Genomic DNA, 14,400 nt, shown 5'->3' with positions numbered 1-14,400 from the left:
CTTAACTTACTGTTTTTAAGGACTAAAGTAGACGTTAATAGACTTGAAAAAAGCTTTGTATGGTGCCGAAGGCCGGACTCGAACCGGCACGTATTTCTACGGTTGATTTTGAATCAACTGCGTCTACCGATTTCGCCACTTCGGCACTGAAGGGGATGCGGAAACGTTGTGGATTATACCTGTCGCGCGCCGCCATGCAAGCGACGACGCGCGAAACCCACTCTAAGTGCCCAAAAAACCAGCGCCCTTCGTCACTCCAGCTCAGACACCGCCAGACGAATCACCCCCGCCGCCTTCTGCTCCGGCAGCGCCAGCACCTTCGCCCACATCGCCTGCACCATATCGCAGGAGAGCTTTTCCTTGCCTTCTGCCTTCTCTGGCATCTGCAACAGCTGGATGTCCTCGCCGTACTTATCGGCAAGTGCCTTCATAATCGGTCGGACATCCTCGACAGCCGCCTCGCGCTCGGCCTGGGTCACGGTGTGGCGGTTTTTGCCGTAGGCGGCGCGCATCATGTCGGCATCGGCCTGCATGCGCCGGGTCATCAGGTCTTTATCCAGCATGCGCATCGGGTTGATGCCGCCCTTCACCATCGGGTAGAGGAAGCGGAAGCAGGCGTCGTCGCTCACCTTCTGGATGGCGGCGGTCTGCTCCATGTTGATGGTCATGTAGTTCACCACGTTGGCGTCCGGGGCATTTTGCAGGCGCGTCATCTGCAAATGCAGGATCTGCGGCTGGATGGTGTCGATAATGTGCTGCTCCGGCTCGCCGGCCTTTTGCAGGGCGGCCATCTGGTCGAGGATACGCTGATGCAGCACAGGCTCCTGCTCCTTGATCACCTGCCAGGCGGGCATCGCGTTAAGGGCCGTATCAATTTGCGCTTCCGGAGCGCGCTGCCTGTCAAAGAAGACCCAGAACGCCACGGCGGCAGCCGCGACAACAACAATGACCGTACTGATCCACGTTTTTTTCATCTCGCATCCTTATCCTTGCGTTATGCCGGTTTACACCGGCACGCCGCTGTGGAAGCGAAATTCGTGGTCCGGTGTCGAGATAAGTGTGGCTTCAATTTCGCCAAAAAGCTGTATGCGCGGTGAGATATCGTCGTCGCTCACCTGCTGGGCCAGCGTCAGGTAGTCCTGATAATGGCGCGCTTCCGAGCGCAGCAGCGAGAGATAGAACTTCTGTAAGTCATCGTCGAGGAACGGGGCCAGCGCGGCGAAGCGTTCGCAGGAGCGGGCTTCGATGTAGGCTCCGCAGATGAGCTTGTCAATCAGCGTCAGCGGCTCGTGGGTGCGCACTTCCTTTAGCATCCCTTTGGCGTAGCGGCTGGCGGTAATTTTTACGTACGGAATATTGCGGGCCAGCATCGCCTCGCGCACCTGCCAGAAATGGTGAAGCTCCTCTTTAATCAGCAGCACCATGCTGTCGATGAGCGCCTGGCCCCACGGGTCGTCGGTTTTGGGCATCACGCTTTTGCCAATCTGCCTGTGCAGGGCGATGAAGTCAGGCTCCGGGCCGTCGCGGAAGGTGAACTGTTCGTAGGGCTTGAGCCAGTCGAGCAGCGCATCGGCACCGCTTTCGTCGGCGACGTATTTACGCACCAGCAGCAGCGCGGTCTGGGCGGCCTTGAGCTCGCACACCATGTGGTCGGTGAGCAGCAGCGGCAGGTTCGCCGGGTCGCGGGCTTTATCAATCCATGCTTGCGGGGTCGGGCACTGGAGGAAGTTGAGTACGGGGGCGAGTATCTGCGGGTAATCCATGGTTCTGCCTTGAAAAAAGCGGTGGCGCGCGCCACCGCCTGAAACGCTTAGTGACGCACGCCGTCGTCGTCTTCGTCGATGTAATCTTCGTCGTCGCCTTCTTCGCCGTCTTCACCGTTCGGATCTTCGAAGTAGGTTCCCCAGCCGTCGTATTCCACTTCAAACTTCTCGGCCAGGTTCATCAGCAGTTCTACCTGCGCGTCGATCAGCTCCGCCTTCAGCGCGCCTTCGCTCAGGATGTCGCAGCAGATGACGGTGTCGCCCTCTTCCACTTCCAGCTCTTCCGGCTCGGTCACTTCGTAACCCAGCTTGAAGGCTTCCACGGCCATTTTTTCCAGCGCTTCAAAGTCGTCCGCAGAGAAATGGTGCTCGATGGTGTACAGCGCGTCCGGATCGCTACCGTCTTCCAGCAGTTCTTCAATAATCAGACGCGTCTCTTCGCGTTGCTCTTCCAGGTGTTCCGGGTTTGCCATGGCTCAATCCTCTTTAAAGTGCGGCAGATACTTCTATTTTCACACACGGACGGGTTTGCCTCCACCTTTGTTGGAAAGATTTGTGAAACGGGGTTGCAAATGAATAATTACACATATAAAGTGAATTTTAATTCAATAAGTGGCGTTCGCCATGCGAGGATAAAATGTCTGATCTGTACAAGAAACACTTTCTGAAATTGCTCGACTTTACCCCTGCACAGTTCACTTCTCTACTGACCCTTGCCGCACAACTCAAAGCCGATAAAAAAAAGGGCAAGGAAGTACAAAAACTTACCGGTAAAAACATCGCGCTCATCTTCGAAAAAGACTCAACCCGTACACGATGCTCTTTCGAAGTTGCCGCATTTGACCAGGGCGCGCGCGTCACCTATTTAGGGCCGAGCGGCAGCCAGATTGGGCATAAAGAATCAATTAAGGACACCGCGCGCGTGCTCGGGCGGATGTACGACGGCATTCAGTACCGCGGCCACGGCCAGGAAGTCGTCGAGACGCTGGCGCAGTATGCTGGCGTGCCGGTGTGGAACGGGCTGACCAACGAGTTCCACCCGACGCAGCTGCTGGCGGATCTGCTGACCATGCAGGAGCACCTGCCGGGCAAGGCGTTTAACGAGATGACGCTGGTCTACGCGGGCGACGCGCGCAACAACATGGGCAACTCGATGCTGGAAGCGGCGGCGCTGACCGGGCTGGATCTACGCCTGGTGGCCCCGAAGGCCTGTTGGCCGGAAGAGAGCCTGGTGGCAGAGTGCAGCGCGCTGGCGGAAAAGCACGGCGGGAAAATCACCCTGACGGAAGACGTGGCGGCGGGCGTGAAGGGCGCGGACTTTATCTATACCGACGTGTGGGTGTCGATGGGCGAAGCCAAAGAGAAGTGGGCGGAGCGTATCGCGCTGCTGCGCGGGTATCAGGTGAACGCGCAGATGATGGCGCTGACCGGCAACCCGAACGTGAAGTTCCTGCACTGTCTGCCGGCGTTCCATGACGACCAGACCACGCTCGGCAAGCAGATGGCGAAAGAGTTCGATCTGCACGGCGGGATGGAAGTGACGGACGAGGTGTTTGAGTCGCCGGCGAGCATCGTGTTCGACCAGGCGGAAAACCGGATGCATACGATTAAGGCGGTGATGGTGGCGACGCTTGGGGAGTGATTGGGTCCTCTGAGCGCTGGTGCCCTCACCCCGGCCCTCTCCCACAGGGAGAGGGAGAACACCCAGCCCGTAGGCCCGTGCAAGCGCAGCGCCGCCGGGCGAATCAGGCGGTGATGCGGCCTGATGCCCTCACCCACGGCGAGAGGGAGAACACCCAACCCGTAGGCCCGTGCAAGCGTAGCGCCGCCGGGCGAATCAGGCGGCGATGCGGCCTGATGCCCTCTCCCCGGCCCTCTCCCACAGGGAGAGGGAGAAAACCCAGCCCGCAGGCCCGTGCAAGCGTAGCGCCGCCGGGCGAATCAGGCGGCGATGCGGCCTGATGCCCTCACCCCAGCCCTCTCCCACGGGGAGAGAGAGAACACCCAGCCCGTAGGCCCGTGCAAGCGTAGCGCCGCCGGGCGAATCAGGCGACGATGCGGCCTGATGCCCTCACCCCGGCCCTCTCCCACGGGGAGAGGGAGCAAACCGGCTCCATTTCATTGATTTTTCACCCCGAAAAAGGTACGTTTTCGCCTTCATTCCAGCGTGGACATACCAGCATTATGCCGATTATTCAGTCTGTTGAACGTGCGTTGCAGATCCTCGACCTGTTCAACGAGCAGGCCACCGAGCTTAAGATCACCGACATCAGCAAACTGATGGGGCTGAGCAAGAGTACCCTCCACTCGCTGCTGAAAACCCTCCAGCTTCACGGCTATATCGATCAGAACCCGGAGAACGGTAAGTATCGCCTCGGCATGAAGCTGGTCGAGCGCGGTCATTTTGTCGTGGGCTCGATGGATATTCGGCAGAAGGCGAAAGGCTGGCTGACGGAGCTGTCCCGGCGAACCGGGCAGACTACCCATCTGGGGATCCTGGACGGACGTGAAGGGGTCTATATCGAGAAGATTGAAGGCAAGCTCGCTGCCATCGCCTATTCGCGCATCGGCCGCCGCCTGCCGGTTCACGCCACCGCCATCGGCAAAGTGTTGATTGCCTGGCTGGGCGAGGCCGAGCTGAACGCCCTGCTGGAGGGCTATCAGTACACTACCTTTACGCCTTCTACCCTTGCCTCTCGCGAAGCCTTAATGAGTGCCCTGGCGCAGACCCGCGAGCAGGGCTATGCCCTGGATAGCGAAGAGAACGAGCAGGGCGTGCGCTGCGTGGCGGTGCCGGTGTGGAACCACGAGTCCCGCGTCATTGCTGCCCTGAGCCTGTCGACGCTGACCTCCCGCGTGGACGACGCAGAGCTGGCTGATTTCCGCGAGCAGCTTCAGCAGGCCGGGCTCCAGCTCTCACGCGCGCTGGGCTACCCGGCCTGAGCCGTCAGACCGGCTCGTAGGTGAAGTAGTCGAAGTCAGCGTGGCAGCCGTCGCCGCTGATGTCCTCGCAGTGCAGTCCCACAAACGCGCCGGTGAAGAAGCCGCGCCCGCCGATATAGTCATCCGACAGCTTCCACGCCTCATACGTCACCGGCACGGTGTGCCATGTCTCGCCGTCGAACGAGTAGATGTAGCGGTAGACCAGCGCATCCACATCCACCCTTAGCCAGACGCTCTCCGCACTCTCCGGCACGGGAATGGGCTGCTCGTGCAGCGGCCACGACGGCACGTTGTGGTCGAGCTGAATAACCTTAATCGTTCTGCCCTGCCCCTCCTCGTAGTCCACAAAGCAGTAGCTCCAGTTTTTGCTGTTGTAGTAGCAGGTCAGCCCCGCGCTCTGCTGGAAGTGAACCGGCGAGAACTGCATCCGCGTCTCGGCCCGGAAGATGAAGTGCTGCCAGCGGCGCGCCACGGTCGACTGGGTAAAGGTCGAGTTGAGCGAGTCGTTGCCGTACAACCGTAAATAGCCGGGGCGCGCGGTGAGCGAGCCGAGGGTGTCGTCGAACGGAATGCGCAGGGTCTGCAGTTCCGAGTCAAGCGTGCTGACATCGAAATCATCCCGCCAGCTACCCTGAGCGGCGCCAGGCTGCTCCGCCACCTGCGGGCCTTTCACGGTCAGCTGCGCGTGCTTACCGCCCTCCACGTACGGCCAGCCATCGCGCCATTCAATGCGGGCGATGCCGGTCTCGCGCCCCAGCGGACAGTAACCGCGTCCGCCTGAGGCCAGCAGCGGCACGCCGGGCAGGCGCAGCGGGCGGCTGGTAAGGTAGGCCATATACCACTCCCCTGTGTGGGTTTGCAGCAGCGAGCCGTGGCCGCTCTTTTGCAGCGGGTTCTCCGGCAGGTGCCAGCTGGTCATCATCGTCACGTCCGGGTGCAGCTCGTACGGCCCGTCGATATTTTTGGAACGCAGCACCACGACGGCGTGCTCGTAGCTGGTGCCGCCCTCGGCAACCATCAGGTAGTACCATCCCGCGTGGCGATAAAGATGCGCCCCTTCGGTGTAGCAGAGCGGCGTGCCGGTAAACAGCGTCTTGCGCTCGGGCGAGAGGGTGCCGGTCTGCGGGTCAAACGCCTGCATCACGATGGTGTTGTGCGGGTTGCTGTGGTGGCGCGGCCCCCACGGGCGGTAGAGGTAGTACTTGCGACCATCGTCGTCGTGGAACAGGGACGGATCGAACCCGCCGTTGCCCATCGGGATCGGCTCGCTCCATGGCCCTTCGATGGACGGCGCGGTGACGAGGAAGTTGCGGCCATTTTTCCACGGCGAATCGACAATCTTCACGTCGGTATAGAGCAGCCAGAATTTGCCGTCGGCGTAGCTCAGGCACGGCGCCCAGATGCCGCCGGAGTCCGGATTGCCCTTCATGTCCAGCATCGACACGCGGTCCAGCGGCGTGCTGACCAGCGTCCAGTTTTTCAGGTCGCGGGAGTGATAGATGCGCACGCCCGGGAACCACTCGAAGGTCGAGGTGGCGATGTAGTAGTCCTCGCCCTGGCGGCACAGGGACGGGTCCGGGTTGAAGCCGGTCAGGATTGGGTTAGTGATTTCCATATTGCCTCCGGTTAATGGGATGCGGCTGTCGCGGCGTCGGGAATGGCCTCGCCCTGCGCCGCGCGGTGCTTGATCAACTGCTGGCTGATGGCCTCCACGCGGGCGTCGGTGAGCTTATAAAACGACAGCATGATGAACATGCCCGCATAGAGCACCACGGGCACCACGCAGAACAGAATTTTGATGGTGGTGAGCACCTCCACCGGCTGCACGCTGCTGCTGGCGGAGTAGTTCACGTATGCGAGGATCCAGCCCACCACCGCCCCGCCAATCGCCAGGCCAATCTTCAGGCTGAACAGGTAGGTGGAGAACACCAGCCCGTCCAGGCGTCGCCCGCTGCGGCTCTCCTCGTAATCCACCACGTCAGAGGCCATCAGCCATTGCAGCGGCGTGGTGGTGTTAAACACAAACAGGAACAGGATGTTGAGGGCGAAAATCAGGGCAATATGCTCTGCTGGCGTGAAGAAAATCAGCAGGCTGATGAGTGAGTAAGCGACGATGATCCACTTAAAGGCGGTGACGCGGTCGAATCGGCCCAGCAGACGGGAGGAGCAGAGCGAGCCGAACATGGTGGCGAGGCTACCGTAGAGTAAAAACTGCGTCGCCATCTCCGGGTGATCCATCACGTATTTCACGAAGTAGAGCGTTGCCCCGCCGCGCACCACGTTAGAGCAGGTCGCCATCATCTTGAAGGCGCACATGATCCGCCACTGACCGTTGCCCAGCAGCAGCTTAAGATCTTTCGCCACCGACGAACCCGGCTGCACCTCAAAGGTGTAGCGCTCTTTGGTGGTGAAGAAGCAGACATAAAGCAGGACTACGCCGCTCAGACCCAGCACGCACATGGCGCCGAAATAGCCCACCTGCTCGTTCCCTTTGCCGATGATGCTGACCAGCGGCAGCGCGATGCCGCTGATGGCGAGCGACCCCGCGGCGGCGAGGAAGAAACGCCAGGACTGAAGGGCATGACGCTCTTTCGGGTCGGCGGTGATCACCCCCGGCATGGCACAGTACGGGACGTTAACGAAGGTGTAGACCAGAGTCAGCAGAATGTAGGTCACGCAGGCGTAGATGATTTTGCCCTGCGCGGAGAAGTCCGGCGTGTAGAAGGTCAGCATGCAGACGATGCCAAACGGGATGGCGCCCCACAGCAGGAACGGGCGGAACTGGCCGTAGCGGGTGCGGGTGCGGTCTACCAGCAGCCCCATCAGCGGATCGGTCACGGCGTCGAGCACGCGGGAAACTAAAAACAGCGTCCCCATTATGCCCGCGGAGAGACCGAACACGTCGGTGTAGAAATAGGCCAGCAGGAACATCGTGGCCTGCCAGACGAAGCCGCAGGCGGTATCACCCAGCCCGTAGCCAATTTTGTCTTTCATGGTTAATTGCGTCATCAGAATTACACCCTTATGTAGTGTGCTGAATTACAACATCGTGTTAATGGAGTGTAATGAGCTGCTCAATTAACCAGCAATGGTCATATCTTATTTCTGAATTACGTTATTTCGCTTTTGTGACGCCAACGATATATCACAAGTCATTGTTTAAATTAGAAAATTAAAGACAAGCAAAAACCGTCCGCGGAATATTTTCCGCAGACGACTTTCTCTCAAAAAATAATTAAAGGCCGAGTGCTTTTTTACCGGCGTTAATTACCTCAATGATTTTATCGGTGTCATAAATACAGCCTTTCCAGGCGCCGCCGCTCACGGACTGTAATGCCGCCCACAGCCGGGTATCGTCCGGCAAAAAGTCGTGAGCGTGCAGGTCCGGGTGCGTCTGCCGCCGCGCCAGCTCGCGCGCGCCCTCTTCCGGCGTCAGCGGGTTGTCCGCGGTACCGATGAAGTTCACGCTACCGGTCAGAGTCAGGCGGTCCACGGCAATCTCAATGATGTCGTTATCGCGCAGCTTACCAATCGGCCCTCCCGCCAGCGCCTCCGGCGATACGTGGCCGAAGCAGGCCCCCGTCGACACGCCCGAGAAGCGCGCATCGGTGATTAACGACACCGTCTTGCCCCACGAGATATGCTTCAGCGCGGAGGTGAGCTGGTAGGTCTCTTCCATGCCGGTGCCGGACGGGCCACCGCCGATCACCACCATGATATCGCCCTGCGCAATCTCTTCCCGCTTGATGGCCCTGATTGCCTGCGCCTCCGAGACAAACACCCGCACCCGGCCGGTGTGGCGGTAAACGCCATCTTCACCCACCACCGACGGGTCGATCGCCGTGGCCTTGATCACCGATCCTTCCGGCGCGATGTTGCCCGTCGGGAAGCAGACCGTCGAGGTCAGCCCTTTCGCTTTTGCCTTCTCCGGCGGCAGGATCACGTCATCCGGCTCCACGCCGTCCTGCTCGCGCAGGCACTGGCGGAAGCGCTTACGGCGCTCCGAGCTCTGCCACCAGTCGAGGTTCTCGCCCACTGTCTGGCCAGTGACGGTCATGGCGTCCAGATGCAACAGGCCGAGATCGCGCAGGTGGAGCATCACCTCCGGCACGCCGCCCGCGAGGAAGGCGCGCACGGTCGGGTGATAGTCCGGGCCGTTGGGCAGCACGCTCACCAGGCGCGGCACCCTGCGGTTGACGCGCGTCCAGTGTTCAACGTCCGGGATCGTGCAGCCCGCCGCGTGGGCGATGGCTGGAATGTGCAGCAGTAAATTAGTGGAGCCGCCGAACGCCGCGTGGATCACCATCGCGTTTTCGATGGCTTTGTCGGTGAGGATATCGCGCGTGGTGATGCCGCGGTTATCCAGTTCACTGACCGCGCGTGCCGACTGGCGGGCGATCTCCAGCCACACCGCCTGCCCGGACGGGGCCAGTGCAGAGTGCGGCAGCGCCAGACCCAGCGCCTCCGCCACTACCTGCGAGGTGCCCGCCGTACCGAGGAACTGACACCCGCCGCCCGGCGACGCGCAGGCGCGACAGCCCAGCTCGGCGGCCTCCTGCAAGGAGAGTTCATGGTTGGCGAAGCGCGCGCCGATGGTCTGCACTTTGCCCGCATCTTCCCCCACGGTGGGCGGCAGCGTCGCCCCGCCCGGCACCAGAATGGTCGGCAGATCGTGCATGGAAGCCAGCGCAATCATGGTGGCGGGCAGCCCTTTATCGCAGGTTGCCACGCCGATCACCGCCCGGCGCGTCGGCAGGGAGCGGATCAGGCGGCGAAACACGATCGCCGCGTCGTTGCGGTACGGCAGGGAGTCGAACATGCCGTGCGTGCCCTGCGAGCGACCGTCGCACGGATCGCTGACGAAGGCGGCGAAAGGGATCCCGCCGTTGCGGGTGATCTCCTTCGCCGCCGCCTGCATCTGCATGCCGATCTCCCAGTGCCCGGTGTGGTAGCCCAGCGCGACCGGGCGTCCGTCTCCGGCGCGGATGCCGCCCTGGGTGCCGATGATCAGCACCTCTTTGCCGGTGAGCTTGTTGGCATCCCAGCCCATCCCGGCGTTCTGCGTCATACCGAACAGGTTGCCGCTGGGGGATTCCATCAGCATCTGCGGTGTCAGCGGCAGCGTGCCCTGCGGCCCCGCCGCGTGGGTGATCACCGCATAAAACGCATCGTCCTGTGGGGTGAAAATTTTCTCAATGGTCATCGTTATCGTCCGGCTCAGCAGAGTTTGAGCTGTTGTAACAGGGTTTTCAGCTGCGCCTTGCGCGGCTCGTCCAGCGGCGAGGCTGGCGGCAGGACGTGCGTAGAAATCGGACGACCGCAGAGCACGATCGCCTCTTTAATGACGTTCACAAACGGCGTATCCAGCTGATACATCTGCGGGATTTGCAGCAGGGTCTGATGATACTCAGCCGCTTTCGCCACGTCGTTATCCCGCCAGGCTTTCAGAAGATTTACCGACACCTGTGGGGCAAAGTTGCCGCTGGCCGAGATCGCCCCGTCGCCGCCTAGCAGCAGGGTATTAAACAGATGATCGTCGTAGCCGCACAGCACCGTGAAATGAGGATGGGCGCCTTTAACGGTGTGGATCATGCTGCGCAGGTGAGCGACGGAGTCGATGGTGTCTTTGATGCCGACAATGTTACTGCGCGAGTCGGCGAGGGTTTTCACCAGTGCCGGGGTCAGATCCTGCCCGGTCAGCGCCGGGAAGTTATAGAGCATCACCGGCAGCGTGACGCTGTCGGCCACCTGCTCGAAATAGCGGATCAGGTTCGCTTCCGACACTTTCCAGTAGTAAGGGTTGATCACCACGATGCCGTCCGCGCCCGCCTGCTGCGCGTGCTGGCTCAGCTCAATGGTTTCCCGGGCGTTGGTGCCGCCGGTGCCGATCAGGACCGGCACACGACGATCGACATGATCGATCGCAAACCGGGCAATGGTTTTACGCTCTTCGGCGCTGAGCTGGGAGAACTCGCCGCCGCTGCCCAGGAAAAACAGGCCGTCGACGCCTGCTTTAATCAGATCGTCGATCAGCGCGGCGGTACCCGGTTTATCGAGCTGGCCATCGGCGGTAAAAATGGTGGAGACAGGGGGAATGATACCCGTGAACAACGCGGACTGCGGCATGAGATCTCCTTGCTGAATCATTTTGTTCTACATTATAGAACAGCGTTCATTAATTTAACGATCATACTATGACGCAGAAAAAGCGCAGGTAAATGGGAAGGGATGAGGGAGTGCGGGAAGTTTAAGCTGGATCACATTATGCGTGGGTGCGGTCTGGTGCCCTTACCCTAACCCTCTCCCAAGGGGAGAGGGAACTTTTACACCCTCTCCCCTTGGGAGAGGGCCGGGGTGAGGGGTTACTCTACCAGCATCTTCACCACAACCTTACGCACCTGCGCCGGCGCTCCCGCCGCGCACAGCGGCTTATGCACTTCGCCCGGCCAGAACACTACAAAATCCCCTTCGCTCAGCACCACGGTTTTCTCCTGCTCGCCTTCCGGCAGGAACGCGATGTCTTTGTCCGCCAGCCAGTCGGTGTCCGGCGTACCGTGCGGCAGGGTACTGAAGGTCATCCCTTCCTGACCTTTTAGCACAATCTGAATATCCAGATAGCGTGCATGGTATTCAGCGCGACGCTCGGCGAACGGCTGGGTCATGTCCTCCGAAACCAGATAAAACAGGCTGTTGCCATTGATGTCGTGCTTACCGGTCGGCGTTGCGTCGGTGACGTGGGCCTTAACGTGCTCAATGGCCTGGCGCAGCTCTTCTGGCAACCAGGACTGGAGATGATGAATATTGCCAATAATCATGATACAACCCTCAGATTAAAACATTGTTTCATTTTTATGTTTTATACGAGAATTGCCTCTTCCATACCAGCCCTTTTTTGACAAGATTTGCGTCAGCGCATGTTTATCGGGAAATGTGTTAATCCACTGTTAATTGCACACAGGCATTTATGCAGTGGTTATGCATAACCTCATTTCATGCACTTTGCACACAGGATCTAACTCACTGAATTTAAAACATAACTCACAAAACCTGTTGGTGTATCACACTTTACCACTTTGGTTATTTCCTTTAAAAATCCATAATTATTTATTGATTTCTCTTAAGTGAAAAATAGTTAACTGTCATTATTGCATAGCTATTCCCGTGACAACATTTTATCCATTAAAATCAACAGCATAACTAAATATTTCAAAGCGTGTGATTCTACAAAATAATAACAACTTCAAATATTGCCACCCGTTCCTGCTTAGCTATTCATCCCTTAATAATATGAAATTAATCATTATCTGATACGAATCATGCAATTGAAAATAAACTGCTCAATATCGGTTTTCGCGTGAGCAATGTCACAATAACCATTATTTAAGCGCCTACTATAAATCACGAAATCAATTGAGCTTAGCCGCCATGAAATTAAACACATCACATGGCGCATGCCCTTTTTATTCTGAAAAAAAGTTAAAGGAATAATTATGGAAAAGCATTACGTCGGTTCTGAAATTGGTCAATTGCGTAGCGTTATGCTGCACCGTCCTAATTTAAGTCTGAAACGGTTAACCCCCTCAAACTGTCAGGAGCTGCTATTTGATGACGTGCTCTCGGTTGAACGGGCGGGTGAAGAGCATGACATCTTCGCAAACACGCTGCGCGAGCAGGGTGTGGAAGTCCTGCTGTTGACCGACCTTCTTACGCAAACGCTTGATATTGCTGAAGCAAAAGCCTGGCTTCTTGAAACACAAATCTCCGACTATCGCCTGGGACCAACCTTTGCCGCCGACGTGCGCGGCTGGCTGGCGGATATGCCGCACCGCGAACTGGCGCGCAGATTAAGCGGCGGATTAACCTACGGTGAAATTCCGGCGGCTATTAAAAATATGGTGGTTGATACCCACACGGCGAATGATTTTATTATGAAGCCGCTGCCGAACCACTTATTTACCCGCGATACCTCCTGCTGGATATATAACGGCGTCTCCATTAATCCGATGGCGAAACCCGCCCGCCAGCGTGAAACCAATAACCTGCGGGCAATATATCGCTGGCACCCCGCATTTGCCGACGGCGAGTTTATTAAGTATTTCGGCGACGAGAATATTAATTACGACCACGCCACATTAGAAGGCGGCGACGTATTAGTGATTGGTCGCGGGGCGGTATTGATCGGCATGTCCGAGCGCACGACGCCGCAGGGCGTGGAGTTCCTCGCCAACAGCCTGTTTAAACATCGCCAGGCCGAGCGCGTGATTGCCGTTGAGCTGCCGAAACACCGCTCCTGCATGCACCTCGACACCGTGATGACCCACATCGACGTGGACACCTTCTCCGTTTACCCGGAAGTGGTGCGCAAGGACGCCCAGTGCTGGACGCTCACCCCGGACGGACGCGGCGGCCTGCTGCGCACCCAGGAAACCGACCTGCTGCACGCCATCGAGAAAGCCCTCGGCATTAACCACGTCCGCCTGATCACCACCGGCGGCGACGCCTTTGAAGCCGAACGCGAGCAGTGGAACGACGCTAACAACGTCCTGACCCTCCGCCCGGGCGTGGTGATCGGCTACGAGCGCAACGTCTGGACCAACGAGAAGTACGACAAAGCAGGCATCACCGTGCTGCCGATCCCGGGCGACGAGCTGGGACGCGGTCGCGGCGGCGCGCGCTGCATGAGCTGCCCACTGGAACGCGACGGAATTTAAAGGAGCCATCATGGAACGAAAACCCACTCTGGTTGTGGCCCTTGGCGGCAACGCGCTGCTCAAGCGCGGCGAGCCGCTTGAAGCGGACATCCAGCGCCAGAACATTGAGCAGGCCGCCCGCACCATCGCCGGCTTAACGGAACAGTGGCGCGTGGTGCTGGTGCACGGCAACGGCCCGCAGGTCGGACTGCTGGCGCTGCAAAACAGCGCCTACGACAAAGTCACTCCCTACCCGCTGGACGTTCTTGGCGCCGAAAGCCAGGGAATGATCGGCTACATGCTCCAGCAGGCGCTGAAAAACAATCTGCCCCAGCGCGAGGTCAGCGTCCTGCTCACGCAGGTGGAAGTGGACGCCGCCGACCCGGCGTTCAGCAACCCGACCAAGTACATCGGCCCGGTCTACAGCGAAGCCCAGGCTAAAGCGCTGGCCGCGGAAAAAGGCTGGGTGTTTAAGGCCGACGGCAGCTACTTCCGCCGCGTGGTGCCGTCGCCGCAGCCGAAGCGCATCGTCGAGAGCGACGCCATCACGGCGCTGATTCAGCGCGACCACCTGGTGATCTGCAACGGCGGCGGTGGCGTGCCGATAGTGGAAAACGCCAACGGCTATCGCGGGATCGAGGCTGTGATCGACAAAGACCTCTCCGCCGCCCTGCTGGCGCGCCAGATCGAGGCCGATGCCCTGCTGATCCTCACCGATGCCGACGCGGTGTACCTCGACTGGGGCAAGCCAACCCAGCGCCCGCTGGCGCAGGTGACGCCGGAGCTGCTCAGAGGCATGCAGTTCGACGCCGGATCGATGGGGCCGAAAGTGGCCGCCTGCCGCGAGTTTGTTGAGGCCTGCAACGGCATTGCCGGGATCGGCGCGCTGAATGACGGCGCGGAGATCCTGGCGGGCGAGAAAGGCACATTGATTCGTAACTGAGTCGTTTTCCCCTCACCCTAACCCTCTCCCAAAGGGAGAGGGAATGTACGCCCCCTCTCCC

General features: G+C 59.3%; 13 protein-coding genes and 1 tRNA gene. 5 read left to right on the top strand and 9 right to left on the bottom strand.

The features are described from left to right. Positions 1 to 60: 60 nt before the first annotated feature. The 4 genes from RS584_RS02675 to rraB all read right to left on the bottom strand — a co-directional run bounded on the left by RS584_RS02675 (position 61) and on the right by rraB (position 2,236). A tRNA-Leu gene (locus RS584_RS02675) sits at positions 61 to 145 on the bottom strand. Positions 146 to 251: 106 nt separating this feature from the next. Then, positions 252 to 974, bottom strand: coding sequence for a hypothetical protein (locus RS584_RS02670; protein ID WP_063867263.1), 723 nt, complete (start codon positions 972 to 974; stop codon positions 252 to 254). Positions 975 to 1,004: 30 nt separating this feature from the next. Next, positions 1,005 to 1,763 carry a tRNA isopentenyl-2-thiomethyl-A-37 hydroxylase MiaE gene (gene miaE / locus RS584_RS02665; protein WP_017694624.1) on the bottom strand — a complete coding sequence of 253 codons (759 nt, stop codon included), beginning with the start codon at positions 1,761 to 1,763 and terminating at the stop codon, positions 1,005 to 1,007. A 47-nt stretch (positions 1,764 to 1,810) separates the two neighbouring features. Further along, a complete protein-coding gene (gene rraB, locus RS584_RS02660) occupies positions 1,811 to 2,236 on the bottom strand; it encodes a ribonuclease E inhibitor RraB (protein ID WP_315748882.1) in 426 nt (141 codons plus the stop codon). A gap of 99 nt (positions 2,237 to 2,335) precedes the next feature. Between rraB and argL the strand changes: the two genes are divergently transcribed. The 3 genes from argL (at position 2,336) to xynR (ending at position 4,706) form a co-directional block, all read left to right on the top strand. Beyond that, positions 2,336 to 2,431 (top strand): putative translational regulatory protein ArgL, encoded by a 96-nt coding sequence (gene argL / locus RS584_RS02655; RefSeq protein ID WP_213083700.1) that lies wholly within the window; start codon positions 2,336 to 2,338, stop codon positions 2,429 to 2,431. Further along, positions 2,401 to 3,405: an ornithine carbamoyltransferase gene (argF, locus tag RS584_RS02650; protein ID WP_045350171.1), complete on the top strand. Its 1,005-nt coding sequence runs from the start codon at positions 2,401 to 2,403 to the stop codon at positions 3,403 to 3,405. The genes argL and argF overlap by 31 nt, the downstream gene beginning before the upstream one ends. A gap of 542 nt (positions 3,406 to 3,947) precedes the next feature. Then, complete coding sequence (xynR, locus tag RS584_RS02645) at positions 3,948 to 4,706, top strand: DNA-binding transcriptional repressor XynR (RefSeq protein WP_059295243.1); 759 nt, start codon at positions 3,948 to 3,950, stop codon at positions 4,704 to 4,706. Positions 4,707 to 4,710: 4 nt separating this feature from the next. On the opposite strand, the gene RS584_RS02640 is transcribed toward xynR, so the two are convergent. From RS584_RS02640 to RS584_RS02620, 5 genes are all read right to left on the bottom strand, one after another. Then, a complete protein-coding gene (locus RS584_RS02640; RefSeq protein ID WP_315748881.1) occupies positions 4,711 to 6,321 on the bottom strand; it encodes a glycoside hydrolase family 43 protein in 1,611 nt (536 codons plus the stop codon). Positions 6,322 to 6,332: 11 nt separating this feature from the next. Further along, on the bottom strand, positions 6,333 to 7,715 hold the full coding sequence (locus RS584_RS02635; RefSeq protein WP_017694629.1) for an MFS transporter: 1,383 nt from the start codon (positions 7,713 to 7,715) through the stop codon (positions 6,333 to 6,335). Positions 7,716 to 7,941: 226 nt separating this feature from the next. Beyond that, positions 7,942 to 9,909: a xylonate dehydratase YagF gene (gene yagF, locus RS584_RS02630; RefSeq protein ID WP_259385188.1), complete on the bottom strand. Its 1,968-nt coding sequence runs from the start codon at positions 9,907 to 9,909 to the stop codon at positions 7,942 to 7,944. A gap of 14 nt (positions 9,910 to 9,923) precedes the next feature. Next, entirely contained in the window at positions 9,924 to 10,832 is a 909-nt protein-coding gene (gene yagE / locus RS584_RS02625; RefSeq protein WP_032647056.1) for a 2-keto-3-deoxygluconate aldolase, read from the bottom strand. A gap of 236 nt (positions 10,833 to 11,068) precedes the next feature. Beyond that, positions 11,069 to 11,521 carry a YhcH/YjgK/YiaL family protein gene (locus RS584_RS02620; protein ID WP_015572526.1) on the bottom strand — a complete coding sequence of 151 codons (453 nt, stop codon included), beginning with the start codon at positions 11,519 to 11,521 and terminating at the stop codon, positions 11,069 to 11,071. 675 nt (positions 11,522 to 12,196) lie between these two features. Here RS584_RS02620 and arcA point away from each other — a divergent pair. Both arcA and arcC read left to right on the top strand, forming a co-directional pair. Further along, positions 12,197 to 13,417 carry an arginine deiminase gene (gene arcA, locus RS584_RS02615; RefSeq protein ID WP_017383903.1) on the top strand — a complete coding sequence of 407 codons (1,221 nt, stop codon included), beginning with the start codon at positions 12,197 to 12,199 and terminating at the stop codon, positions 13,415 to 13,417. Positions 13,418 to 13,427: 10 nt separating this feature from the next. Beyond that, a complete protein-coding gene (gene arcC, locus RS584_RS02610) occupies positions 13,428 to 14,339 on the top strand; it encodes a carbamate kinase (RefSeq protein ID WP_315748880.1) in 912 nt (303 codons plus the stop codon). Positions 14,340 to 14,400 lie beyond the last annotated feature (61 nt).

Origin of the sequence: Enterobacter sp. DTU_2021_1002640_1_SI_PRY_ASU_LCPMC_013 (genome assembly GCF_032389435.1) — a bacterium.
In the GTDB taxonomy this organism is placed as follows: Bacteria; Pseudomonadota; Gammaproteobacteria; order Enterobacterales; family Enterobacteriaceae; genus Enterobacter; species Enterobacter hormaechei_C.
Note: the sequence above shows the minus strand (reverse complement) of the source record. Positions and strands in the feature narration are given on the sequence as shown.